This is a genomic window from Burkholderia catarinensis, assembly GCF_001883705.2.
GTDB lineage: Bacteria > Pseudomonadota > Gammaproteobacteria > Burkholderiales > Burkholderiaceae > Burkholderia > Burkholderia catarinensis.
In genome coordinates, this window is record NZ_MDEQ02000033.1 from 1 (window position 1) to 23,610 (window position 23,610).

Annotated in this window: 20 protein-coding genes; 11 read left to right on the plus strand and 9 right to left on the minus strand. The window is 68.1% G+C overall.

Going from position 1 to position 23,610, the window contains the following annotated elements:
• The coding region (locus BFF94_RS32955; protein ID WP_219140281.1) for an electron transfer flavoprotein-ubiquinone oxidoreductase at positions 1 to 1,311 on the plus strand (1,311 nt) is incomplete at its 5' end.
• A 152-nt stretch (positions 1,312 to 1,463) separates the two neighbouring features.
• Here BFF94_RS32955 and aroC read toward each other — a convergent pair.
• From aroC to BFF94_RS32970, 3 genes are all read right to left on the minus strand, one after another.
• The gene (gene aroC / locus BFF94_RS32960) at positions 1,464 to 2,564 is read right to left on the minus strand and encodes a chorismate synthase (RefSeq protein ID WP_128845351.1); all 1,101 of its coding nucleotides are present in this window, start codon (positions 2,562 to 2,564) and stop codon (positions 1,464 to 1,466) included.
• 289 nt (positions 2,565 to 2,853) lie between these two features.
• Complete coding sequence (locus tag BFF94_RS32965) at positions 2,854 to 4,788, minus strand: MFS transporter (RefSeq protein WP_128845353.1); 1,935 nt, start codon at positions 4,786 to 4,788, stop codon at positions 2,854 to 2,856.
• A gap of 139 nt (positions 4,789 to 4,927) precedes the next feature.
• A complete protein-coding gene (locus BFF94_RS32970; protein ID WP_128845355.1) occupies positions 4,928 to 5,383 on the minus strand; it encodes a CBS domain-containing protein in 456 nt (151 codons plus the stop codon).
• A gap of 157 nt (positions 5,384 to 5,540) precedes the next feature.
• Between BFF94_RS32970 and BFF94_RS32975 the strand changes: the two genes are divergently transcribed.
• Positions 5,541 to 5,858 (plus strand): Mpo1-like protein, encoded by a 318-nt coding sequence (locus BFF94_RS32975; RefSeq protein WP_047900495.1) that lies wholly within the window; start codon positions 5,541 to 5,543, stop codon positions 5,856 to 5,858.
• A gap of 16 nt (positions 5,859 to 5,874) precedes the next feature.
• On the opposite strand, the gene BFF94_RS32980 is transcribed toward BFF94_RS32975, so the two are convergent.
• The gene (locus BFF94_RS32980; protein ID WP_219140282.1) at positions 5,875 to 7,206 is read right to left on the minus strand and encodes a YihY family inner membrane protein; all 1,332 of its coding nucleotides are present in this window, start codon (positions 7,204 to 7,206) and stop codon (positions 5,875 to 5,877) included.
• Positions 7,207 to 7,351: 145 nt separating this feature from the next.
• Between BFF94_RS32980 and wrbA the strand changes: the two genes are divergently transcribed.
• From wrbA to BFF94_RS33000, 4 genes are read left to right on the plus strand one after another with little or no spacing between them, the layout of a single operon-like run.
• Complete coding sequence (wrbA, locus tag BFF94_RS32985; RefSeq protein WP_219140283.1) at positions 7,352 to 7,972, plus strand: NAD(P)H:quinone oxidoreductase; 621 nt, start codon at positions 7,352 to 7,354, stop codon at positions 7,970 to 7,972.
• Positions 7,969 to 8,361: a DUF2069 domain-containing protein gene (locus tag BFF94_RS32990; protein WP_128847369.1), complete on the plus strand. Its 393-nt coding sequence runs from the start codon at positions 7,969 to 7,971 to the stop codon at positions 8,359 to 8,361. Before wrbA ends, BFF94_RS32990 begins: the two co-directional genes overlap by 4 nt.
• A gap of 18 nt (positions 8,362 to 8,379) precedes the next feature.
• On the plus strand, positions 8,380 to 9,801 hold the full coding sequence (locus BFF94_RS32995) for an FAD-binding oxidoreductase (RefSeq protein ID WP_128847366.1): 1,422 nt from the start codon (positions 8,380 to 8,382) through the stop codon (positions 9,799 to 9,801).
• Positions 9,802 to 9,826: 25 nt separating this feature from the next.
• Positions 9,827 to 10,657 carry a metallophosphoesterase gene (locus BFF94_RS33000; RefSeq protein WP_128847363.1) on the plus strand — a complete coding sequence of 277 codons (831 nt, stop codon included), beginning with the start codon at positions 9,827 to 9,829 and terminating at the stop codon, positions 10,655 to 10,657.
• A gap of 65 nt (positions 10,658 to 10,722) precedes the next feature.
• Here BFF94_RS33000 and BFF94_RS33005 read toward each other — a convergent pair whose 3' ends face one another.
• Both BFF94_RS33005 and BFF94_RS33010 read right to left on the minus strand, forming a co-directional pair.
• Entirely contained in the window at positions 10,723 to 10,869 is a 147-nt protein-coding gene (locus BFF94_RS33005; RefSeq protein WP_164497758.1) for a hypothetical protein, read from the minus strand.
• A 117-nt stretch (positions 10,870 to 10,986) separates the two neighbouring features.
• The gene (locus BFF94_RS33010; protein WP_128847360.1) at positions 10,987 to 11,928 is read right to left on the minus strand and encodes a LysR family transcriptional regulator; all 942 of its coding nucleotides are present in this window, start codon (positions 11,926 to 11,928) and stop codon (positions 10,987 to 10,989) included.
• Positions 11,929 to 12,085: 157 nt separating this feature from the next.
• On the opposite strand from BFF94_RS33010, the gene BFF94_RS33015 reads away from it, so the two are divergent.
• Genes BFF94_RS33015 through BFF94_RS33030 form a run of 4 tightly spaced genes read left to right on the plus strand, consistent with a single transcriptional unit; the run spans position 12,086 to position 16,986 of the window.
• The gene (locus BFF94_RS33015; RefSeq protein ID WP_219140284.1) at positions 12,086 to 13,678 is read left to right on the plus strand and encodes an efflux transporter outer membrane subunit; all 1,593 of its coding nucleotides are present in this window, start codon (positions 12,086 to 12,088) and stop codon (positions 13,676 to 13,678) included.
• 15 nt (positions 13,679 to 13,693) lie between these two features.
• Complete coding sequence (locus BFF94_RS33020) at positions 13,694 to 15,898, plus strand: FUSC family protein (protein ID WP_128846779.1); 2,205 nt, start codon at positions 13,694 to 13,696, stop codon at positions 15,896 to 15,898.
• Positions 15,895 to 16,098, plus strand: a complete 204-nt coding sequence (locus BFF94_RS33025; protein ID WP_011351756.1) for a DUF1656 domain-containing protein — start codon at positions 15,895 to 15,897, stop codon at positions 16,096 to 16,098. Before BFF94_RS33020 ends, BFF94_RS33025 begins: the two co-directional genes overlap by 4 nt.
• Positions 16,099 to 16,110: 12 nt before the next feature.
• Positions 16,111 to 16,986 carry an efflux RND transporter periplasmic adaptor subunit gene (locus tag BFF94_RS33030; RefSeq protein WP_014897260.1) on the plus strand — a complete coding sequence of 292 codons (876 nt, stop codon included), beginning with the start codon at positions 16,111 to 16,113 and terminating at the stop codon, positions 16,984 to 16,986.
• A gap of 21 nt (positions 16,987 to 17,007) precedes the next feature.
• Here the strand turns inward: BFF94_RS33030 and BFF94_RS33035 are convergent, their stop codons facing one another.
• Positions 17,008 to 18,681, minus strand: a complete 1,674-nt coding sequence (locus BFF94_RS33035) for a methyl-accepting chemotaxis protein (RefSeq protein WP_219140285.1) — start codon at positions 18,679 to 18,681, stop codon at positions 17,008 to 17,010.
• A 413-nt stretch (positions 18,682 to 19,094) separates the two neighbouring features.
• On the opposite strand from BFF94_RS33035, the gene BFF94_RS33040 reads away from it, so the two are divergent.
• On the plus strand, positions 19,095 to 20,333 hold the full coding sequence (locus tag BFF94_RS33040) for an MFS transporter (RefSeq protein WP_128843732.1): 1,239 nt from the start codon (positions 19,095 to 19,097) through the stop codon (positions 20,331 to 20,333).
• 66 nt (positions 20,334 to 20,399) lie between these two features.
• Here the strand turns inward: BFF94_RS33040 and BFF94_RS33045 are convergent, their stop codons facing one another.
• Complete coding sequence (locus BFF94_RS33045) at positions 20,400 to 21,197, minus strand: 5'-methylthioadenosine/adenosylhomocysteine nucleosidase (RefSeq protein WP_128843731.1); 798 nt, start codon at positions 21,195 to 21,197, stop codon at positions 20,400 to 20,402.
• The gene (locus tag BFF94_RS33050; protein WP_219140286.1) at positions 21,194 to 23,557 is read right to left on the minus strand and encodes a UvrD-helicase domain-containing protein; all 2,364 of its coding nucleotides are present in this window, start codon (positions 23,555 to 23,557) and stop codon (positions 21,194 to 21,196) included. Before BFF94_RS33050 ends, BFF94_RS33045 begins: the two co-directional genes overlap by 4 nt.
• Positions 23,558 to 23,610 lie beyond the last annotated feature (53 nt).

The following is a 23,610-nucleotide window of genomic DNA, read 5'->3' on the forward strand; positions in this document are numbered from 1 at the left end:
TACGTGATCTCGCTGGGCAACGTCACGCGCTGGCTGGGCACGCAGGCGGAAGCCTTGGGCGTCGAGATCTTCCCGGGCTTCCCGGCCGCCGAGATCCTGTACAACGACGACGGCTCCGTGAAGGGCGTCGCGACCGGCAACATGGGCGTGGGCAAGGACGGCGAGCCGACCGAGAACTTCCAGCTCGGCATGGAGCTGCACGCGAAATACACGCTGTTCGCCGAAGGCTGCCGCGGCCATCTGGGCCGCCAGCTGATCTCGAAATTCAAGCTCGACGCGAACGCGGATCCGCAGGCGTACGGGATCGGCATCAAGGAACTGTGGGAAATCGATCCGGCCAAGCACAAGCCGGGCCTGGTGATCCACACGGCCGGCTGGCCGCTGAAGTCGGATACCTACGGCGGCTCGTTCCTGTATCACATGGACAACAACCAGGTGATGGTCGGCTTCGTGGTGGGCCTCGGCTACACGAACCCGTACCTGTCGCCGTTCGAGGAATTCCAGCGCTACAAGACGCACCCGTCGATCCGCGCGTTCCTCGAAGGCGGCAAGCGCGTGTCGTACGGCGCGCGCGCGATCACTGCGGGCGGGCTGCTGTCGCTGCCGAAGACGGTGTTCCCGGGCGGCGCGCTGATCGGCGACGACGCGGGCTTCCTGAACGCGTCGCGGATCAAGGGCAGCCACGCGGCAATCAAGACCGGCATGCTGGCCGCGGACGCCGCGTTCGACGCGGTGCAGGCGGGCCGCCAGAGCGACGAGCTCAACGCCTATCCGGACGCGTTCAAGCAATCGTGGCTGTACACGGAGCTGTACCGCGCGCGCAACTTCAAGCAGTGGATGGCCAAGGGGCTGTACCTGGGCACGCTGATGGTCGGGCTCGAGCAGAAGGTGATGGGCGGCAACGTGCCGTGGACGCTGCATCACAAGCATGCGGACCACGAGATGCTGAAGCCGGCGTCGCAGTGCGAGCCGATCGTGTACCCGAAGCCGGACGGCAAGCTGACGTTCGACCGGCTGTCGTCGGTGTTCGTGTCGAACACGAACCACGAGGAGAACCAGCCGGCGCACCTGACGCTGAAGGATGCGAACGTGCCGGTAAACGTGAACCTGCGCACGTACGCGGGGCCGGAGGGGCGGTTCTGCCCGGCGGCGGTGTATGAATTCGTGAAGAACGACGACGGCAGCGACCGGCTGGTGATCAACGCGCAGAACTGCGTGCACTGCAAGACCTGCGACATCAAGGACCCGACGCAGAACATCGTGTGGGTTACGCCGGAAGGCGGCGGCGGGCCGAACTACCCGAACATGTAACCTGCCGGAACGCGCCGCCGCGAGCGGCGCGTTTTTTCAGCGGGGCATGGCAAACCGCTGCAAACGAAACGGGGCGCTGCATCATGCAGCGCCCCGTTTGCATTCATCGCTCGACGTTCGAGACGAGGCGCGCGGCGCCCCGCCCGCTTGCGTCAGGTCGCGCTGCCGGCAATCTTCGGCGTCGGCGTTTCGACATCGCCGCACTGAGCGCGATGGCGCAGCGCATGGTCGATCAGCACCAGTGCGAGCATCGACTCGGCGATCGGCGTCGCACGAATGCCGACGCACGGATCGTGGCGGCCGAACGTTTCTACCGTCGCCTGTTCGCCCGCCTTCGTGATCGAACGGCGCGGCGTGCGGATGCTCGACGTCGGCTTGATCGCAATCGACACGGTGATGTCCTGCCCCGTCGAAATCCCGCCGAGCACGCCACCCGCATGGTTGCCGACGAAGCCGCCCGGCGTCAGCTCGTCGCCATGCACCGAGCCGCGCTGCGCAACGCTGTCGAAGCCCGCGCCGATCTCGACGCCCTTCACCGCGTTGATGCTCATCATCGCTTTCGCGATGTCCGCATCGAGACGGTCGAACACGGGCTCGCCCCAGCCAACCGGCACGCCCGACGCGACGACGTCGATGCGCGCGCCGATCGAATCGCCATCCTTGCGCAGCGCATCCATGTACGCCTCGAGCTCCGGAACGACCGCCGCGTTCGGCGAGAAGAACGGATTCTCGCGCACGTGCGACCAGTCGACGAACGGCACGTCGATCTCGCCGAGGCCGCTCATGTAGCCGCGCACCTCGACGCCGAAGCGCTCGCGCAGCCACTTCTTCGCGACCGCACCCGCGCCGACGATCGGCGCGGTGAGGCGCGCGGACGAGCGGCCGCCGCCGCGGTAATCGCGGATACCGTATTTCTGCCAGTAGGTGTAATCGGCGTGACCGGGGCGGAACGTCTCGACGATGTTGCCGTAGTCCTTGCTGCGCTGGTCGGTGTTGCGGATCAGCAGCGCGATCGGCGTGCCGGTCGTCATGCCTTCGAACACGCCCGACAGGATCTCGACCTCGTCGGCCTCCTGCCGTTGCGTCACGTGCCGCGACGTGCCGGGCTTGCGGCGATCCAGCTCGAACTGGATGTCGGCTTCGGTCAGCCCCATCCCCGGCGGGCAGCCGTCGATCACGCAGCCGATCGCGGGACCGTGCGATTCGCCGAAAGTCGTGACAGTGAAAAGCGTGCCGAGGGTATTGCCGGACATGATGGAACCGCCGAAAAAGGAATGAGCAAGCAAGTACGGGCCTGCCGGAATACAGACGGGCCCATATTTTGCGAGTCATGAAATATGGACAAGCCCATATTATGCCAGTCGTCCCGCCGGCGCGGGACCTGCGCGGCATGTCGCCGGCAGAACGCGGCACGCCCGAACTGCGCGCCGTGGAACATGCAAGCCAGCCGTCACGCTGACGAAAGCCGGCTTGCCTCGCGGGAGCCGGCCCGTCCGGGGCCGGAACCATCGTACGGCGCGGCCCGCCTACGGCATGCCCTGCCTACTTCCGCGCGCCGCGCAGTTCGATCACCGCGGCCTGCAGCGACTCGGGGGTCGCGACCGACGCCGCGATCGGCTCGCCCACCGCCAGCGTCAGCCGGCTCATCACGCCGCGCTTGATGGGCCGCGGCATCCGCGCATCGGAATGCCGTGAGAAATAGCTGCCCCACAGCCCGCGCAGCGCCATTGGAATCACGGGCGCCGGCGTGCGGCCCAGGATCTCGGTGATGCCGTGGTGGAACGTATTGATGTCGCCCGTCTTCGTCAGCTTGCCCTCGGGGAAGATGCACACGAGTTCGCCGTCCTTCAGCGCGGCCTCGCACAAGTCGTACGCGCGCGTGAGCATCGCGGGATCCTCGTGACGCGGCGCGATCGGGATCGCCTTCGCATGCCGGAACACCCAGCTCGCGAAGCGCGTCTTGAAGATCCGGTGATCCATCACGAAACGGATCGGGCGCGGGCTCGCGGCGGCCAGCACGAGTGCATCGACGTAGCTGACATGGTTGCACACGAGCACGGCCGCCCCTTCCGCCGGGATCCGCTCCGCGTGCACGAGGCGAATCCGGTAGAAGGTATGCACGAGCACCCACGCGACGAAGCGCAGCAGGAACTCGGGCACGAGCAGGTAGATATACGCGGCGACGACGACGTTCAGCAGCGCGGTGACGAGGAACAGGCCGGGGATATCGACGCCGGCCCTGGTCAGCCCCATCGCCATCACGGCCGACAGGATCATGAACAACGCGTTCAGGATGTTGTTCGCGGCGATGATCCGCGCGCGGTGCGTCGGCGCGCTGCGGCTCTGGATCAGCGCGTACAGCGGCACGCTGTAGAAGCCGCCAAACATCGCCAGCAGGAACAGGTCGGCCAGGATGCGCCAGTGACGCGCGCCGGCCAGGAATTCGCCGACCGACAGCAGATGGCCGGGCGACGGCAACGCATGACTCGCGAAATACAACTCGATCGCGAACACGCTGATGCCGATCGAGCCGAGCGGCACGAGGCCGATCTCGACGCGCCGCTGCGACAGCCGCTCGCACAGCAGCGAGCCGAGGCCGATGCCGACCGAGAACGTCGCGAGCAGGATCGTGACGACGTCGGGGCTCGCGGACAGCACGTCCTTCGCGAAATTGAAGAACGACGTGAGGAAGGTCGCGCCGACGAACCACAGCCACGAGATGCCGAGCAGGCTCAGGAACACCGTGCGGTTCTGGCGCGCGAGCCCGAGATTGCGCCAGGTCTCGCTGACCGGATTCCAGTTGATCACGAGATCCGGCTGCGGCGCCGGCGTGGACGGGACGCGCTGCGCGACGAGCCGCCCCGCGAGTGCGATGACGACGACGCTCACCGCGAGCACGCGCTCGCCGCTACCTTCGATGCCCGCGGCCGCGCCGCCGATGATCGTGCCGATCAGGATCGCGATGAACGTGCCCATCTCGACGAGGCCGTTGCCGCCGACCAGCTCATGCTCGGCGAGATGCTGCGGCAGGTATGAATACTTGACGGGCCCGAACAGCGTCGAGTGCATCCCCATCATGAACGTGCACAGATACAGCAGGGGCGCGCTGTGCGTGACGAAGCCGGCCGCGCCGACCAGCATCAGCGCGATCTCGAAAGTCTTCACGAAGCGCGTGAGGGTCGCCTTGTCGTATTTGTCGGCGATCTGGCCGGACGTCGCCGAGAACAGCACGAACGGCAGGATGAAGATCGCGGAAATCAGGAACGCGGCCGTCTTCGCATCGACGCCGGAGAACCGCGCGGTGTGATAGGTGACGAGCGACGTGAAGCCGATCTTGAAGACGTTGTCGTTCAGCGCGCCGAGGAACTGGGTCGTGAAGAACGGTGCGAAACGGCGCTCGCGCAGCAGGTCGAACTGCGACGCGTGGGCGCGCCGTTCGTCGCGCCGCCCGGAAGTGGCTTGCGTGTGATCGCTCATTCGGAATACGCGCGCGTCGTCTTGGCGAAGCTGCGCGGGCCTTGTGTTGTCGTTGAAAAAACGGCGGCGCAGGACAAGCCTGCACCGCCGCGTGCCGGATGGCGGCGCCCACGCATCAACGTGCCGGGCGCGGCGTGGTTCACGGCTTGTGCGCTTCGGCTTCCGATTCCGGCCAGTCGCGAATATACGCCTTCAGCATCCGGTTCTCGAAGCTCTGCGCCTCGACGACCGTCTTCGCGACGTCATAGAACGAAATGACGCCCATCAGCACCTTCTTGTCGAGCACGGGCATGTAGCGTGCATGGCGCTCGAGCATCATCCGGCGCACTTCGTTGACGTCCGTTTCCGGCGTGCACGTGAGCGGCTCGTCCATCACCTTGCGAATCTGCACGTCGCCGATCGCGCCGCCGTTCACGTGCAGGCGCAGGATGATCTCGCGGAACGTCAGCATCCCGACGAGATCGCCGTACTCCATCACGACGAGCGAACCGATGTCGTGCTCGGCCATCGTATCGACCGCTTCGCGCAGCGGCTTATCGGGCGTCACCGTAAACAGCGTGTTGCCCTTCACTTTCAGAATATCGCTGACGCGCATCGTAGTCCCCTCATGCTTGAATGCAAAACCTCTTTCGATCCTATCGGAAAGCCTGTCAAAAGGAAAGCTCGGCCCGGTGCGGCGGGCAGCCCCCGCTTGCGGACGCCGGCCGCCCGCCGCACAATGACCGTATCGACAGCGGCCCGAGGAGACGGCCATGGCGCATACGCACTCGGAGCAATTCGCCAGCTTCGCTGATTTCTACCCGTATTACCTGAACGAACACCAGAACCTGACGTCGCGGCGGCTGCACTTCATCGGCTCGCTCGGCGTGATCGGCTGCGTCGCGATGGCGATCGCGACGGGCCACTGGTTGTGGCTGCCGGCGGCTGTCGTCTGCGGCTACGGGTTCGCGTGGGTCGGACACTTCTTCTTCGAGAAGAACCGCCCGGCCACGTTCCGGCACCCGATCTACAGCCTGATGGGCGACTGGGTGATGTTCAAGGACATCTGCACCGGCAAGATTCCGCTATAGCCGCCGGGCCCCGCCCTCACGCTGGCCGCGGCGGCCGCGCGTGCGGATCGGGCACGCCGTCCGGCGCCTGCCCGGGGATACCCGCCGGCTGCCCGCCCGCGAGCCGGTGCGCGGCGATCAGCGACGCAAGCGACACATCGAAGCAGTCGCTCGACAGCACCTCGAGCAGCGCAGCGCCGTCGACATGGCTGCGGCGCCGCTGCAACTGGTAGGACAGCTCCGTGAAATCGATCACCAGCACGTCGAACAGTTGCGCGAGCGTCAGCTGCTCCGGGTTCGCCAGCAGGATGTAGCGCGGCGTGGTCTCGCCGCCGCCGTCCAGCCTCGCAATCCATTCCCGCTCCTCCATCGTCGTCAGCAAGCGCTGCGCGGTTTCCATGTCGCAGCGCAACATGGTCGCGAGCCGCATCGCCGTGTAGCCGCGCTTGCCCCCCGCGCGCGCTTCGGCCAGCCGCGCCAGCATTTCCAGCGCGTCGAGCAGGTCGCTGCCCGGATAGTGGATACGGTGGAACTGGCCGACGCGGATCGCCGGCAGCGCCGAGGCCACCATCGCGCCGAGCAGCGCAATGAACCAGCTCAGGTACACCCACAGCAGGAACACGGGCAGCGCCGCGAACGCGCCGTAGACCGCCGTATAGGTCGGAATGCGCCGCACGTAGTAGCCGAAGCCGCGCTTCGCGAGCTCGAACGCGACGGCCGCGAACAGCCCGCCGATCACCGCGTCGCGCCATGCGACCGTGCAGTTCGGCAGGTACACGTACAGCAGCGTAAACGCGAGCACCGTCAGCGGCAGCGACACGAGTGCGAGCAGCCACTCGACGATCGACGTGGACGGCCCCGCGCCGGTGAACGCGAGCGACTGCGTGAACAGGTACGACGAGATCGACAGGCTCACGCCGAACAGCAGCGGGCCGAGCGTGATCAGCGCCCAGTACGCGAGCACGCGCTGCGCGAACGGCCGCGGCTTGCGCACCCGCCAGATCAGGTTGAAGGCCGATTCGATCGTCATCATCGTCATCACCGACGTGACGACGAGCACGATCAGGCCGGCCGTCGTCAGCCCCTTGGCCTTCGACGCGAACTGGTTCAGGTACTTGAAGATCTGGATGTTGAACTGCGCGGGCATCAGGTGATCCGCGAGGAACCCCTGCAGCGAGATCTGGAACGACGCGAACATCGGGAACGCGGTGAACAGCGCAAACGCGACCGTCACGAGCGGCACGAGCGCCAGCATCGTCGTGAACGTCAGGCTGCCCGCCACTTGCGGGATGCGATCCTCGGCGCTGCGCCGGGCCGCGAACTGCGCGAGGCGCTTGATGGTGTCGAGATCGACGCTCAACTTCGGCAAACGGCTTCTCCTTCTTGATGCCGCGCGCCCGACGGCGCGCCGCCGCCGCGCTGCGCGACGGCTTCAGCCCCTATAATAGCCGCTCGATTCCAGCAGGGGCCGACTGCACCGGGCACGCGCGCGGCCGCACGCGGCTCCGTAGCCCATGAAAGACATTCTCGTCCTCTATTACAGCCGTCACGGCGCCACGCGCGATCTCGCGCTCGCGATCGCGAACGGCATCGACAGCGTGCCGGGCATGCAGGCACGCATTCGCACCGTGCCGCCCGTATCGACCGTCTGCGAAGCCACCGCCCCCGATATCCCCGCCGACGGCCCGCCGTACGCGGAACTGCGCGACCTCGAGGAATGCGCGGGCCTCGCGCTCGGCTCGCCGACCCGCTTCGGCAACATGGCCGCATCGCTCAAGTATTTCCTCGACGGCACGACGCCGCAATGGCTGTCGGGCGCACTGACCGGCAAGCCGGCGAGCGTGTTCACGTCGACGGGCAGCCTGCACGGCGGCCAGGAATCGACGCTGCTGTCGATGATGCTGCCGCTGCTCCATCACGGGATGATGATCGTCGGGATCCCGTACACCGAATCCGCACTCAGCACGACGCGCACCGGCGGCACGCCGTACGGCGCGTCGCACGTCTCGCAGCACGATCGCTCCGCAACCGCCGGGCTGTCGGCGGACGAAAAGGCGCTCGCGGCCGCGCTCGGCGTGCGGCTCGCGCGCGCCGCGGCCGCCCTTTCCAGCGCCCAGGCCGCCGAGACCGCATGAGCGCCCCCGCCCGCCCCGTCACAGCGGCCCGGCCGCGCTACGCGCTGGCCGCCGCCGCGTGCCTGGTCGCGCTGATCGCGCTGTCGCTCGCGTGGGAGCTGTGGCTCGCGCCGCTGCGCCCGGGCGGCTCCGCGCTGATGCTCAAGGCCGTGCCGCTCGCACTCGCGCTGCCCGGCGTCTGGCGGCGTAACATCTATACGATGCAGTGGGCGAGCATGCTGATCCTCGTCTATCTCGCCGAAGGCGTCGTGCGCGGCATGTCCGATCGCGGGCTGTCCGCGACGCTCGGCTGGTGCGAGACCGCGCTCGCCGTCGGCTTCTTCGTGGCGGCGCTGGCGTACGTCGCGCCGTTCAAGCGCGCGGCGAAAAAGCCGCGCGCCGCGTCCTGACCCTTACGCGACAAGGTGATGATGTCCTCCGAAGCTTTCGTTTCCGCGTGCCGCGACGCGATCGGCGCCGACCATGTGCTGACCGCCCCGCACGATACCGAACCGTTCCTGACCGACTGGCGCCGCCGTTACAAGGGTGCCGCGTGCGCGGTGCTGAAGCCCGCGAACACGGCCGAAGTCGCCGCGCTCGTGAAGCTGGCCAACGCGCACGGCATCGCGCTCGTGCCGCAAGGCGGCAACACGGGTCTCGCCGGCGGCGCCACGCCCGACGCGAGCGGCAGCCAGGCCGTCCTGAGCGTCGCGCGCCTGAACCGCGTGCGCGCGCTCGATCCGCACAACAACACGATCACCGTCGAAGCCGGCGTGATCCTCGCCGACGTGCAGGCGCGCGCCCGCGACGGCGGCCGGCTGTTCGCGCTAAGCCTCGCGGCGGAAGGCAGCTGCACGATCGGCGGCAACCTGTCGACCAATGCGGGCGGCACCGCGGTGCTGCGCTACGGCAACGCGCGCGAGCTGTGTCTCGGGCTCGAGGTCGTGACGCCGCAGGGCGAGATCTGGGACGGCCTGCGCGGGCTGCGCAAGGACAACACGGGCTACGATCTGCGCGACCTGTTCATCGGCGCGGAAGGTACGCTCGGGATCATCACCGCGGCCGTGATGAAGCTGCATCCGCTGCCGGCCGCGCAGGTCACGGCGCTCGCCGCGCTCGAATCGCCGCACGCGGCGCTCGATTTCCTCGCGCTCGCGCAGCGCGCGGCCGGGCCGCTCCTGACCGGCTTCGAGCTGATGTCGGATTTCTGCATGCAGCTCGTCGGCAAGCACTACCCGCAACTGCGCTACCCGTTCGCCCAAACGCATTCGCAAACGGTGCTGCTCGAACTGTCCGACAACGAAAGCGAAGCGCATGCGCGCGCGCTGTTCGAGAAACTGATGGAAGAAGCGTTCGAGGCCGGGCTCGTGGTCGACGCGGTGGTCGCGGAGAATCTCGCGCAGTCGCGCGCGTTCTGGGACCTGCGCGAGCACATCCCGCTCGCGCAGGCCGACGAGGGGCTCAACATCAAGCATGACATCGCGGTGCCGATTTCGTCGGTCGCGCGTTTCATCGACGAGACCGACGCGGCGATCCAGCAGGCCGCGCCGGGCGCACGGATGGTCACGTTCGGCCACCTCGGCGACGGCAACCTCCACTACAACGTGCAGATGCCCGAAGGCGGCGACCCGAAGGCGTTCCTGGCCGCGTTCCAGGCGCCGATCAACCGGATCGTCTACGACAACGTGCACCGCCATCACGGCACGATCAGCGCGGAGCACGGCATCGGCCAGTTGAAGATCGACGACGCGCAGCGCTACAAGTCGCCGGTCGAAACGACGCTGATGCGCACGCTGAAGACCGCGCTGGACCCGCGCGGCCTGATGAATCCCGGCAAGGTCCTGCGCTGAAGCCGCCCACTCCGGAGCGAAGCCCGTGAAAGTCCGCATCCTGTCCGACCTGCATCTCGAAAGCAACCAGCCCGACGTGATCGCGCACGCCGACGCGGATCTCGTCGTGCTGGCCGGCGACATCCACAATCACGCGGAAGGCTTGCGCTGGGCCGCCGAAACGTTCGACCCCGCGGTGGCGGTGATCTATGTGCCGGGCAACCACGAGTACTACGACGGGGAATTCGGTGCGCTGGAGACGGCGATGCGCGACGCGGCGCAAGCGCTCGACAACGTGCATTACCTGAACAACGGCGTGTACGTCGATCCCGAACAGCGCTTCCGCGTGCTCGGCACGACGCTCTGGGCCGATTTTTCGCTGTTCGGCGCCGACGAAGCCAGCATCGCCAGCGCAATCGAGGCCGGGAAGCGCGTGATGCTCGATTTCAAGGGATTGATCCAGGTGACCTGGCCGCACGACGCGGCGCTGCATGCGGCGCCGGTTGCGCCGGAACGGGATTTCTCGCCGGCCGACGCCATCGCGCTGCATCGGCAAAGCCGCGCGTGGCTGGAAGCGCAGCTCGCGGTGCCGTTCGCGGGCCGGACGATCGTCGTCACCCATCATGCGCCGCACCGGCGCTCGCTGGCGGAGCGCTATGCGGAAGATCTCGCGTCGGCGGGGTTCGTCACGGACATGGCGGAACTGGTGCGCCCGCCGGTGGATCTGTGGCTCCACGGCCACACGCATACGTCATTCGATTATGTTGCGGACGGCGGCACACGCGTGGTGTGCAACCCGCGCGGCTACATCCACCGGCGCACCGGCGAACTGGAAAATACCGCGTTCGCGTGGGACAAGGTCGTCGAGCTCGGCTGAACGCCGGCCCGCCCGGCCGCGTCGCGCGGCCATTTCCGACCCGACCCGGGGGCGTGACCGCCGGATCAGCGGCCGGGGCGGCGCGGCACGCGCACCGGAACCGGCTTCATCCGCGCCTTCGCCTTCATCACGCGCAGCAGATCGCGGGTTGCCGCGGCGGCAGCGATCGCGCCCAGCAGGACTCCAAGGCCGATCATCAGGTGCGTATCCATTGCTACTCCGGGGGTGCGTATCTCGATAACTTCCACAGTATCAAACTGTCCGACACGCGTTCGTAAAAAAATGTAGCGTGAAGGACAAATCTCGTCAGATCGCGGTCAACCGCGCCGTCATGTCGCACGCGTGTACTGCTCGAGCGCGGCTTCGTCGGCCGCGAGCGTGGCCGGCAGTTCGTCGCGCAGGAAATCGACCCAGGTGCGGATTTTCGCGTCGAGGTACTGGCGCGACGGATACAGCGCGTAGATGTTCATCACGTGCGACCGGTACTCGGGCATCACGCGCACGATGTGTCCGCTGCGCAGCCAGCCGATCGCCGAATAGAGCGGCAGCCCGCCGACCCCCATCCCCTCCCGCACGGCCACCGCGAGCGCCTCGGCGACGTTCACGCGAAACGGCGGCGCCGTGATCGGGACGACCTCGTCGCCGTTCGGCCCCGCCAGCGCCCATTCTTCGAACTGGAAGCCCGGCCCGATCATCCCGAGACAGACGTGCTGTGCGAGATCCGCCGGCCGTTGCGGCACGCCATGGGCCTCGACATAACCGCGCGACGCGCACACCACGCTGTAGCTCTCGCCGAGCCGCTGCGACACGAGCCCCGAATCGGGCAGGTCGCGGCCGACAACGACAGCGACGTCATACCCCTCGTCGAGCAGGTCGGGCATCCGCTGCGCGAGCGTCAGCTCGACGTGCACGTCCGGGTAGCGCGCGCGGTAGCGCGCGATGGCCGGCACCAGGTAGTGCTGGCCGAGGCTCGTGAAGCAATGGACCTTCAGCTTGCCCGACGGGCGCGCGTGCGCGTCGCCCGCCTCGGCTTCGGCCTGGTCGACATACGCGAGGATCTGCTCGCAGCGTTGCAGGTAGCGCTCGCCGGCTTCGGTCAGCGCGATCCGGCGCGTCGTGCGGTTCAGGAGACGCGTGCGCAGGTGCGCCTCGAGATCCGAGACCGCGCGCGACGTGTAGGCGGTGGTCGAATTCATCTGCTGGGCAGCCGCGGTAAAGCTTCCCGCGTCGACCACGCGGACGAATACCCGCATGTTTTGTAACGTATCCATCCCATTACCCGTTTGAATCCGGACGGATTGTTGCACAGAGGCCGACAAATATTATCTCAGGATTCGTAAAAATGACTTGCACCCTTGTCCATTTATTCAGGAATCACTGAAAAATATAATCGCATCCGGCTCATCTATATCCGAAAGGGAGAAAATCGTGCAGTCTCCGGCAACAAAAGGGACGCTCGCACTGGCGGTTCTTGCAGTCTCATTAATAATGGCCGGATGCGCGAGCATGGGCGACAACAAGCCGCAGTCGGCCCGGATCGACGCGAACACGCTCGACGCCGGCGCCGCCATCCGCGCGGCCGACCGCGACGCGGGCTGGCCCGCGGCCGACTGGTGGCGCGCCTACCGCGATCCGCAGCTCGACACGTGGATCGCCGCCGCCCAGGCCGGCAACCCGACGCTCGCGGCCGCCGAGGCACGCGTGCGCGAAGCGCAGGCGATGGCGCGCGTGGCCCGCTCGGCCGAACTGCCGCAGATCAACGGCAACCTGTCGCTGATGCGCGAGCACTGGCCCGACAACGTGTACTACGGCCCGGGCCCGCTCGCGAACGCCGATACCTGGAACAACACCGGCACGCTCGGCCTGTCGTACCACCTCGACCTGTGGGGCAAGGACAAGAACGCGACCGAGCGCGCGCTCGACACCGCGCATGCGACCGCCGCCGACGCGCGGGCGGCCAAGCTCGAGCTCGAAGTCAACGTCGTGCGCGCGTATGTCGGCATGTCGATGAACTACGCGCTGCTGGACCTCGCGCACGAAACGTTCGAACGCCAGCGCTCGCTCGCCGATCTCGCGCGCAAGCGGCTGCAGGCCGGCCTCGGCACGCAGCTCGAAGTGAGCCAGGCGGAATCGACGCTGCCCGATTACGAGCGCCAGATCGACAGCTATGAAGAAGCGATCCAGCTCGCGCGGCACCAGCTCGCCGCGCTGGCCGGCAAGGGCCCGGGCGCCGGCGACGCGATCAAGCGGCCGCAGCTCGTGCTCGACGCGCCGGCCGGCCTGCCGTCGGCGATGCCGGCCGACCTGCTCGGCCGCCGCCCCGATGTGGTCGCGGCACGCTGGACGGTCGACGCGCAGGCGCGCGGCATCGATGTCGCGAAGGCGTCGTTCTACCCGAACATCGACCTGCTCGCGACGGTCGGCGGCTTCGGCGTGACCGCGCCGTTCACCGACTTCCTGCGCGCGATGAACGGCGGCTGGACGGCCGGTCCCGCGCTGTCGCTGCCGATCTTCGAAGGCGGCCGCCTGCGCGCGCAGCTCGGCGCGGCGAATGCCGGCTACGATCAAGCGGTCGAGCGCTACAACCAGACGATCGTCGGTGCGCTCAAGGACATCGCCGACCAGGTCGTGCGGATCCGCTCGCTCGATACGCAGAAGAAGGACGCCGCACGCTCGGTGGCCGCCAACGACCGCAGCTACCAGCTGTCGCGTGAAGGCTTCCGCCGCGGGCTGACCGACTACGTGAACGTGCTGGTCGCGCAACAGCAGTTGCTGCGCGCGCAGGAAACGGCCGCCCGCATCGATGCGGAACGCCTCGCTGCGCACGCGCAACTGATGGCCGCGCTCGGCGGCGGCGTCGAGACGGGCAAGGACGTTCGGGGCGGCCATCCGTCCGACGACGAACCCGCCGCGGGCGCAGTCGCGCCGGCCGCCGCGTCGGGCGCGAAGCCCGTGGCGGCCGCCGCCCGGCCCGCGCAAGTCGCGACCGCCGGTGCAGCCGGCGTGCCGGCCGCACGGTAACGCGGAGCAACCGCCATGTCAGCCTCCTCCCCCGCTTCCACGCCTGCCGGCGGTCCGCTCGCGGCCTGGTACGCCGCGTTCGGCGACTGGGCCCGTACCGACGGCGCCGCGTGGCTCTACCTGTTCAAGGCGCTGCTCGCCGCGTTCATCGCGACCGGCGTGTCGATGCGGCTCGACCTGCCCGCGCCGAAAACGGCCATGACCACGGTGTTCATCGTGATGCAGCCGCAAAGCGGCGCGGTGCTCGCGAAGAGCTTCTACCGCGTCGCCGGCACGATCTTCGGGCTGATCGCGACGCTCACGTTCGTCGGGCTGTTCCCGCAGCAGCCGCAGCTGTTCCTGCTGGCGGTCGCGCTGTGGATCGCGCTGTGCACGGCCGGCGCCGCGCGCAACCGCAACTTCCGCAGCTACGGCTTCCTGCTGGCCGGCTACACGACCGCGCTGATCGGGCTGCCGGCTTCGCAGCACCCGGACGGCGCGTTCATGAGCGCAATGACGCGCGTGGCCGAGATCATGGTCGGGATCGTGTCGGCCGGGGTGGTCAGCGCGCTCGTATTTCCGCAGTACACGGGCGAGCAGATGCGCACGACGGTGCGCAAGCGCTTCGGCAGCTTCGTCGACTATGTCGCGTCGGCGCTGTCGGGCCAGCTCGACCGCGCGCATATCGAAACCATCCATACGCGCTTCGTCGCCGACGTGGTCGGGTTCGAGGCCGCGCGCAGCATGGCCGTGTTCGAGGATCCGGACACGCGGATGCGCAGCGGCCGCCTCGCGCGGCTGAACAGCGAATTCATGAGCGCGTCGAGCCGCTTCCATGCGCTGCACCAGTTGATGAACCGGCTGCATGCGGCCGGCGCGCAGGCCGCGATCGACGCGATCGAGCCGTACTTCCGCGAGATCGCGCCGCTGCTGCTGACGCCCGCCGGCGAACCCGTGCGCACGTCGATCGACGCGGGGCATGCGGCCGAGCAACTGCTCGCGTGGCGCGACGCGCTGCCGCGCCGCATCCGCGCGACGCGCGCGGCCCTCGAGACGCAGCCGGACTTTCCGCTGCTCGATTTCGATACGGCCGCCGAGCTGCTGTACCGCTTCATCACCGACCTGCACGAGTACGCGGCGACCTACGCGTCGCTGTCGACCGCGACGCACGAGCGCGAACGCTGGATCGAGCGCTACGAGCCGCGCACCAACATGACGGCCATGGTGATCGCGGCGATTCGCACCGCGACCGTGATCCTCGTGCTCGGCTGGTTCTGGATCGAGACCGCGTGGCCGAGCGGCGTGACGCTCACGCTGACGGCGGCCGCCACCTGCGCGCTCGCGTCGTCGACGCCGCGCCCGACCGCGATGTCCGCGCAGATGGGCATGGGAACGGCGCTCGCCGTCTGTACGGGCTTCCTGCTGACGTTCGGCATCTACCCGCACATCGACGGCTTCCCGCTGCTGTGCGTCGCGCTCGCGCCGCTGCTCGCGATCGGCATCTTCATGACGTTGAAGCCGAAGCTCGCCGGCTACGGGATGGGCTACCTGATTTTCTTCTGCTTCCTCGCCGGCCCCGACAGCATCACGCACTACGATCCCACGAGCTTCATGAACGACGCGCTCGCGCTCGTGCTGTCGATGCTGGTATCGGCGATCGCGTTCGCGGTGCTGTTCCCGCCGACCGCACCGTGGCTCAAGAAGCGGCTGTTCGCCGACCTGCGCCACCAGGCCGTCGCGGCCTGCCACGCGCGGCTCGCCGGCTTGCGCACGCGCTTCGAGAGCGGTGCGCGCGACCTGATGTACCAGGCGCACACGCTGTCGGCCGACCAGCCCGACGTGCAGCGCGACGCGCTGCGCTGGATGTTCGCGGTGCTCGAAGCCGGCAACGCGGCGATCGACCTGCGTCACGAGCTGGCGACGCTGCCGTCCGACCCGCGCTATGCGCCGGCGATGCCGTGGCGTCGCGCGATCGAGACGATGCGCGCCGCGCTGTCGACGCTGTTCTCGAAGCCGAGCCCCGAGCGCTTCGATGCGACGCTCGCCGCGACCAATGCGGCAATCGACGCGACCCGGCAGACGCTCGACGCGTTCGAGCCGTCGCGCGACGAGCGCCACCGGCTGCAGCGCATCCTGAGCCATCTGCATTTCGTGCGCACCGCGCTGCTCGATCCGGAATCGCCGCTCGAGCCGCTCAACCGCAACCGCCCCGCGCGCCCCCAACCAGGAGCCTCGTCATGATGCCGCGTGAAATCGCCATTCTCGATGCCTACATGCCGACGGTGGTGCTGATGTTCGTCCTGGGCGCGCTCGCGACCTGGGCCGTCGACCGCCTGCTCGCCTACACGGGCCTCTACCGTCTCGTCTGGCACCCGTCGCTGTTCCGGGCCTGCCTTCTCGTCTGCATTTGCGGCGGACTGAGTCTTGCCGTTTACCGTTGATTCCGAACCATCATGATTCTCAGAAAACTCTTCGGCTTCGTCGCGACCGCCGTCATCCTTCTCGTCGCGATCCTGATCGGGCGCTCGCTGTGGGTGCACTACATGGACGATCCGTGGACGCGCGACGGGCGCGTGCGCGCCGAGATCGTCAACGTCGCGCCGGACGTGTCGGGCGCGATCGTCGAGCTGCCCGTGCATGACAACCAGCTCGTGAAAAAGGGCGACCTGATCATGCAGATCGACCCGTCGCACTACCAGATCGCGGTCGAGCAGGCGCAGGCGGCCGTCGCCGCCCGCCGCGCGGAACTGCAGATGCGCCGTGACGACGCGGCCCGCCGCGCGGATCTCGACGCGCTCGTCGTGTCGAAGGAAAACCGTGAAAACGCGGCGCACAGCGCGTCGAGCGCCGATGCGCAGTACCAGCAGGCGATCGCCGCGCTCGACGCCGCGAAGCTCAATCTCGAGCGCACGCGCGTCGTCGCGCCGGTCGACGGCTACATCACGAACCTGCAGACGTTCAAGGGCAACTACGCGGTGGCCGGCCAGGCGAAGCTCGCGATCGTCGACAGCCACTCGTTCTGGGTCTACGGCTACTTCGAGGAAACCAAGCTGCCGCGCGTGAAGATCGGCGCGCCGGCCGAAATGCGGCTGATGAGCGGCGGCGTGATGAAGGGCCACGTCGAAAGCATCTCGCGCGGCATCTACGATCGCGACAACCCGCAAAGCCGCGACCTCGTCGCGGACGTGAACCCGACCTTCAACTGGGTGCGCCTCGCGCAGCGCGTGCCGGTGCGCATCCGGATCGACGAAGTGCCGGCCGACGTGGTGCTGTCGGCGGGCACGACCTGCACGGTCATCATCGATCCCGACAAGCAGAAGAAGTCGTAATCTCCGGGCCGCGCAGCGCGCTCAGGCCGCGATGCGAAAGCGCCCGACCAGCGACTTCAATGCCTGCGCCTGCTCGTCGAGCGCGTTCGCCGCGGCAGCGGCCTGCTCGACGAGGGCCGCGTTCTGCTGCGTGCCGGCGTCCATCTGCGTGACCGCGCGGCCGATCTCGTCGATCCCGGCGCTCTGCTCGTCCGAGGCCGCGGAAATCTCGCCGATGATGTCGGTCACGCGCTTGACCGCGCGCACGACGTCGCCCATCGTGCGGCCCGCATCGTGCGCGAGCGCCGCGCCGTTCGCGACGCGCTCGACCGACGCGCCGATCAGCCCGCGGATCTCCTTCGCCGCCGTTGCCGCGCGCTGCGCGAGCAGGCGTACCTCGCCCGCGACCACCGAGAAGCCGCGCCCCTGCTCGCCGGCACGCGCGGCCTCGACCGCCGCGTTCAACGCGAGAATGTTGGTCTGGAACGCGATCCCCTCGATCGTACCGATGATGTCGCGAATGTTTTTCGCGCTGTCGTCGATCTCGCTCATCGTCGCGACCACGCGCCCGACGACTTCACCGCCCGTCTCCGCGACGGCCGACGCATTGGCCGCGAGCGCGCTCGCCTGCCGCGCATTCTCGGCGTTCTGCCGCACGGTCGACGTGAGCTGCTCCATGCTGGCCGCGGTGCGCTCGAGCGCGACGGCCTGCTGCTCGGTGCGCCGCGACAGGTCGAGATTGCCGGTGGAGATCTCGCCGGACGCGGCCGCGATGGCCTCGGCGCTGACGGCGATCTCGCCGACGGTCGCCGCGAGCCCCGTCTGCATCTCGGCCAGCGCGCGCACCATGCTGTCGCGGTCGTGCTGGCCGAGCACGATCGGTCGCGTCAGGTCGCCGCGCGCGATGTCCGCGGCGATCGCCTTCGCGTGCGCGGGCTCGCCGCCGAGCTGCGACGCGAGACGGCGCACGACGCGCTCGGCGATCGCGATCGCGAGAACGATCAGCGCAGCCGTCATCGCCGCGATCATCGCGAACGACGACGAGAAAATGGTGGCGGACGCATCGAGCGTCGCCTTCGACTTCGCGCCGCGCGTTTTCACGAGTTCGGCGACGAGTTTCTCGAGCTTGCCGGTTTCGACCAGAAGCGACACGTCCTGCGTGCCGACCTGCCAGTTCATCTGCGACAGGTCGAGCGGCTGCGCGCGCACGAGCGCGACGAAATCGCGCAGATGCGCGCTCCACGTGCCCACCACCGTCGAGAAGGCGCGCAATCGGGCCGAATCGTCCGCGTCGGCCGGATCCGCGTAGCGCTGCAGCGTGCCGAGCGCCTGGCCGATCGACGCGAGCCCCGCGCCGACGTCGGCGCCCAGTTCGTCGCGCTCCTTCGCGGTGGTCGCGGTCAGCAGCATCTTCTGGGCACGGCTCGCACGCAGCACCTCGGCCCGGACCTCCTCGGCCGCGCGGCTCGCGACGTGACCCTGCTCGTAGACCGACGAGATCGACGCGTTCAGCCGGCTGATCTGCCACAGCGAAAACATGCCGATCGCCAGCGTGCCGGCCAGCAGGATCGCGAATGCGGCGCGCAACGTCGCCTTGACGGTCCACGGCCGGCGCTCGCGACGCGACGCGCGCGGGCGCCGTGCGGCGCGACGGGCGGCAACGCCGGGTGCGGCGGCTGCCGCACCTGGCTGCGGATGCAATGATGCTGCTTTCATCGATATATCCCCGTATTGATCACGCTGCCGGAAAGGTCGGTTCCGGCGGCCGGCGCTCCGGCAATCCCGCGATGGCAGGTCATGCCGCGCGTCCTGCGCCCGCACGGCGGATAGCCGGTGCCGGGCGCGGCGCGCCTGTCGTCATTGAGTCGTTCTACGGCCGCCACCGCCGTTTCTTGAGTCCGGTAAAACACGCCCCGCGCTCCGCCTTGTGGACGAGCAGACGCGCCGCCAGCGTTATACCCGTTCAAAAAAGCAGGGGCCGGCCGATCTGTCGGATCAATGTCCGATTCGCGATAAAACTTGGCCTGACATTCTCGATACGCCACATTACACTTCTTTGACGCAGCAACGATTCAAAACGCGCCGATCCCCATCAGAGCGCGCCCGCCACCTCAACTCGCTCAGCTCACATGGAAACCAGCCTCGACACCGGATCCGCCGGCGCCGCCGCCGCCCAGCCGTCCGCGCCACCCGTGCCCCGCACCGTCTACCCGGTGCTGGGCGCGATCAGTTTCTCGCACATGCTCAACGACATGATCCAGTCGTTGATCCTCGCGATCTATCCGATGCTCAAGAGCCAGTTCGCGCTGTCGTTCGCGCAGATCGGCCTGATCACGCTCACCTACCAGATCACCGCGTCGCTGCTGCAGCCGCTCATCGGCCTCTATACCGACAAGCGTCCGAAGCCGTATTCGCTGCCGATCGGCATGGGCTTCACGCTCGCGGGGCTGCTGCTGATGTCGGTCGCGCCGAATTTCCAGATGCTGCTGGTGGCCGCGGCGCTCGTCGGCTGCGGTTCGTCGGTGTTCCATCCTGAATCGTCGCGCGTCGCGCGGATGGCATCGGGCGGCCAGCACGGGCTCGCTCAGTCGGTGTTCCAGGTGGGCGGCAATGCGGGCTCCGCGCTCGGGCCGCTGCTCGCCGCGCTCGTGATCATTCCGCACGGCCAGCACAGCATCGCGTGGTTCTCGGCGGCCGCGCTCGTCGCGATGATCGTGCTCACGCAGATCGGCCACTGGTACAAGAAGCACCCGTCGATGAAGAAGAAGGCCGCGGCGGCCGGCCACCCGACGCTGTCGCGCGGCCGCGTGATGGGCGCGATCGGCGTGCTGGTGCTGCTCGTGTTCTCGAAGTACTTCTACCTCGCAAGCATCAACAGCTATTTCACGTTCTACCTGATCGACAAGTTCCACCTGTCGGTGCAGGCCGCGCAGATCCACCTGTTCGTGTTCCTCGCGGCCGTGGCGGCCGGCACGCTGATCGGCGGGCCCGTCGGCGACCGGATCGGCCGCAAGTACGTGATCTGGGCATCGATCCTCGGCGTTGCGCCGTTCACGCTGCTGTTGCCGTACGCGAACCTGTTCTGGACGAGCGTGCTGACCGTGATCATCGGTATCGTGCTGGCGTCGGCGTTCGCCGCGATCCTCGTCTACGCGACGGAGCTGATGCCCGGCAAGGTCGGGATGGTCGCGGGCCTGTTCTTCGGTTTCGCGTTCGGCCTCGGCGGCGTCGGCGCGGCCGTGCTCGGCCAGCTCGCCGACGCGACGAGCATCCCGTTCGTCTACAAGGTGTGCTCGTTCCTGCCGCTGATCGGCGTGCTGACGGTGTTCCTGCCGAACCTCGAAAGCAGCCGGCGCAAGAAGGCGTGACAAGCCGGCCGCGGCGCGCGCGCCGCGGCCGGTCGACCGGCTTGAACGGAGAAAACGACAGCGGCTTCAGGCCGCCGTCGTCGCATGCAGCGTCAGGAAACGCTTGAGGATGCCGGACGAATAGCTGCTCGCGATCGCCGACAGGAAGTGCGAGAACGACTGCGTGGCGTGATCGTCGGCCGTATCGGAAATCGTGCGCACGAGCGCGAACGGCACGTCATGCTCCGCGCACACCTGCGCGATCGCGGCGCCTTCCATTTCGACCGCGAGTGCGTCCGGCAGCGCGTCGCGCAGCGCGAAGACCTCGCGCTCGCTCGACACGAAGCGGTCGCCGCTGATGATGAGCCCGGCGTGCAGCGTCGCGCCGGCCAGCCCGAAGCGCTCGGCGAACCGCGCGCCCTCTTCCGCGACGAACAGCGTGCATGCGGCCCGCAGACGCGCCGTCAGTGCCGCGTCGGTCGCGAAACGCGTGATGCCGAGCAGCGGCACCTCGTAGCGCGGAAAGAGCGGCGACGCGTCGAGATCGTGCTGCAGCAGCATGTCGGCCACGACGACGTCGCCGACACGCACCGTGCGCGACACGCCGCCCGCGACGCCGGTGAACACGACGCCCGCCACGCCGAACACGTGGATCAGCGCGCTGACCGTCGCCGCGGCCGCGACCTTGCCGACCCGCGCGAGCGTCACGACGCAGGCCGCGCCGTGCACGGTGCCGACGTGATAGTCGCGGCGGCCGAGCGTGACCGTCTTCATCGCGCCGTCGGCGCGCATCGCGGCGATCAGGTCGCCGAGTTCCTCGGGCAGCGCAGCCAGAATGCCGAGCGGGCGTGCCGCAGGCGTCACAACCAGGTCGATGCTCATCATTCCACCGTCTGCAGTTTCGCGACCGCGAGCGCGAGCCACTTCTCGCCGTGCCGCTTGAACTTCACCTGCGCCTTCGCATCGGCGCCGTTGCCCTCGAGCGCGGTGACCGTGCCTTCGCCGAACTTGGTATGGAACACCTGCTGGCCGACCCGGAAGCCGGCGCCGGCGGCGCGCTGCTTGTCCGCGAACGCGGGCAGCGGCGCGGTCACGGCCGCGTCGACGATCTGCTCGCGACTGCCGCCGCCCGGCCGCGCGAACCAGTCGCGCCCGTACCCGGCGTTGTCCGAACGCCCGCCCCAGCGCGAACCGGCCTCGACCTTCGGCGTCAACCACTTCAGCACGTGCTCCGGCAGCTCGTCGAAGAAGCGCGAACGCACGTTGTAGCGCGTCTGGCCGTGCAGCATCCGGCTCTGCGCGAACGACAGGTAGAGCCGCTCCTTCGCGCGCGTGATCGCGACATACATCAGCCGGCGCTCTTCCTCGAGACCGTCCGATTCGAGCACGCTGTTCTCGTGCGGGAACAGCCCTTCCTCGAGGCCCGTGATGAACACGGCCGAGAATTCGAGCCCCTTCGCCGCGTGCACCGTCATCAGTTGCACGGCGTCCTGGCCGGCCTGCGCCTGGTTGTCGCCGGCCTCCAGCGACGCATGCGACAGGAAGCCCGCGAGCGGCGTCATCGTGTCGGGGTTCTGTGCCGGGTCGGCGGGCGATTCCGGGTCGAGCACGTCGACCGCCGGATCGTCTGTCGGCGCACCGAGCCCGGGCGCCGCGATCGCGCCCGCGCGCAGCGGGATCGAGCGGGCCGGCGTGTCGAGCCCGTAGCCTTCCTCGGCGATGAACGCGGTGGCCGCGTTCACGAGTTCCTGCAAGTTCTCGAGGCGGTCCTGCCCTTCGCGCTCGCCCTGGTAGAAATCGGCGAGGCCGCTCGCGCGCACGACGTGCTCGACGGTGTCGGGCAGGTTCATCTGCTGGGTTTCGGCGCGCATCTTCGCGACCAGGTTCGCGAACCCGCCGAGGCTCGTGCCGGCCTTGCCCGTCACGTACGGAATCGCGGCGGCCATCGAGCAGCCGTACAGCCGCGCGGCGTCGGCCAGCTGCTCGATCGAGCGCGCGCCGATCCCGCGGGTCGGGAAATTCACGACCCGCACGAACGCCGTATCGTCGTTCGGGTTGTCGATCAGGCGCAGGTACGCGAGCGCGTGCTTCACTTCCTGCCGCTCGAAGAAGCGCAGGCCGCCGTACACGCGGTACGGGATGCCCGACGACATCAGCGTGTGCTCGATCGAGCGCGACTGCGCGTTGCTGCGGTACAGGACGGCCACTTCGCTGCGCGCCATCCCGGTGTTGATCAGCGAGCGGATCTCCTCGACGATCCAGCCGGCTTCCTGGGAATCGGTGCTCGCCTCGTACACGCGCACGGGCTCGCCGTGGCCCGCGTCGGTGCGCAGGTTCTTGCCGAGGCGGTGCGCATTGTTCGAGATCAGCTGGTTCGCCGCATCGAGGATGTTGCCGTGCGACCGGTAGTTCTGCTCGAGCTTGATCAGGTTGCGCACGCGGAATTCGTCTTCGAAGTCGCGCATGTTGCCGACGTTCGCGCCGCGGAACGCGTAGATCGACTGGTCGTCGTCGCCGACCGCGAAGATCGCGTTCTGGCCGCCCGCGAGCATCTTGAGCCACGCGTACTGCAGCTTGTTGGTGTCCTGGAACTCGTCGACGAGGATGTGCTTGAAGCGCGCCTGGTAGTGCGCGCGCAGCGGCGCGTTGTACGCGAGCAGTTCGTAGCAGCGCAGCAGCAGCTCGGGAAAATCGACGACGCCCTCGCGCTGGCACTGCTGGTCGTACGCCTGGTACAGCTCGACGAACTTGCGGTTGAAGTTGTCGGTCGCGTCGACCTTGTCGGGACGCAGCCCCTGTTCCTTCGCGTTGTTGATGAAGTACTGGACGTTCTTCGGCGGATATTTCTCGTCATCGACGTTCGCCGCCTTCATCATCCGCTTGATCGCGGACAGCTGGTCGGCCGTGTCGAGGATCTGGAAGGTCTGCGGCAGGCCGGCGTCGCGCCAGTGCGTGCGCAGCATCCGGTTGCACAGGCCGTGGAACGTGCCGATCCACATCCCGCGCGTGTCGATCGGCATCATCGCCGACAGGCGCGCCATCATCTCGCGCGCGGCCTTGTTCGTGAAGGTGACGGCAAGCACGGTGGGCGGCGACGCGTAGCCCTGCTGGATCAGCCACGCGATGCGCGTGATCAGCACGCGGGTCTTGCCGCTGCCCGCCCCTGCAAGGATCAGCGCCGGTTCGTTCGGCAACGTGACGGCGGCGTGTTGTTCGGGGTTCAGATTGGCGAGCAGATCGGGCATGGAGCGGCGGCGGACGGGCGAGAAAAATGCGGACCCGACATTATAAGTCGGTC

Excerpts from the sequence above, each read along its gene's own strand:
- aroC (WP_128845351.1), bottom strand. The coding sequence starts at position 2,564 with ATGTCCGGCAATACCCTCGGCACGCTTTTCACTGTCACGACTTTCGGC.
- BFF94_RS32965 (WP_128845353.1), bottom strand. The coding sequence starts at position 4,788 with ATGAGCGATCACACGCAAGCCACTTCCGGGCGGCGCGACGAACGGCGC.
- BFF94_RS32970 (WP_128845355.1), bottom strand. The coding sequence starts at position 5,383 with ATGCGCGTCAGCGATATTCTGAAAGTGAAGGGCAACACGCTGTTTACG.
- BFF94_RS32975 (WP_047900495.1), top strand. The coding sequence starts at position 5,541 with ATGGCGCATACGCACTCGGAGCAATTCGCCAGCTTCGCTGATTTCTAC.
- wrbA (WP_219140283.1), top strand. The coding sequence starts at position 7,352 with ATGAAAGACATTCTCGTCCTCTATTACAGCCGTCACGGCGCCACGCGC.
- BFF94_RS32990 (WP_128847369.1), top strand. The coding sequence starts at position 7,969 with ATGAGCGCCCCCGCCCGCCCCGTCACAGCGGCCCGGCCGCGCTACGCG.
- BFF94_RS32995 (WP_128847366.1), top strand. The coding sequence starts at position 8,380 with ATGATGTCCTCCGAAGCTTTCGTTTCCGCGTGCCGCGACGCGATCGGC.
- BFF94_RS33005 (WP_164497758.1), bottom strand. The coding sequence starts at position 10,869 with ATGGATACGCACCTGATGATCGGCCTTGGAGTCCTGCTGGGCGCGATC.
- BFF94_RS33010 (WP_128847360.1), bottom strand. The coding sequence starts at position 11,928 with ATGGATACGTTACAAAACATGCGGGTATTCGTCCGCGTGGTCGACGCG.
- BFF94_RS33020 (WP_128846779.1), top strand. The coding sequence starts at position 13,694 with ATGTCAGCCTCCTCCCCCGCTTCCACGCCTGCCGGCGGTCCGCTCGCG.
- BFF94_RS33025 (WP_011351756.1), top strand. The coding sequence starts at position 15,895 with ATGATGCCGCGTGAAATCGCCATTCTCGATGCCTACATGCCGACGGTG.
- BFF94_RS33030 (WP_014897260.1), top strand. The coding sequence starts at position 16,111 with ATGATTCTCAGAAAACTCTTCGGCTTCGTCGCGACCGCCGTCATCCTT.
- BFF94_RS33035 (WP_219140285.1), bottom strand. The coding sequence starts at position 18,681 with ATGAAAGCAGCATCATTGCATCCGCAGCCAGGTGCGGCAGCCGCCGCA.
- BFF94_RS33040 (WP_128843732.1), top strand. The coding sequence starts at position 19,095 with ATGGAAACCAGCCTCGACACCGGATCCGCCGGCGCCGCCGCCGCCCAG.
- BFF94_RS33045 (WP_128843731.1), bottom strand. The coding sequence starts at position 21,197 with ATGATGAGCATCGACCTGGTTGTGACGCCTGCGGCACGCCCGCTCGGC.
- BFF94_RS33050 (WP_219140286.1), bottom strand. The coding sequence starts at position 23,557 with ATGCCCGATCTGCTCGCCAATCTGAACCCCGAACAACACGCCGCCGTC.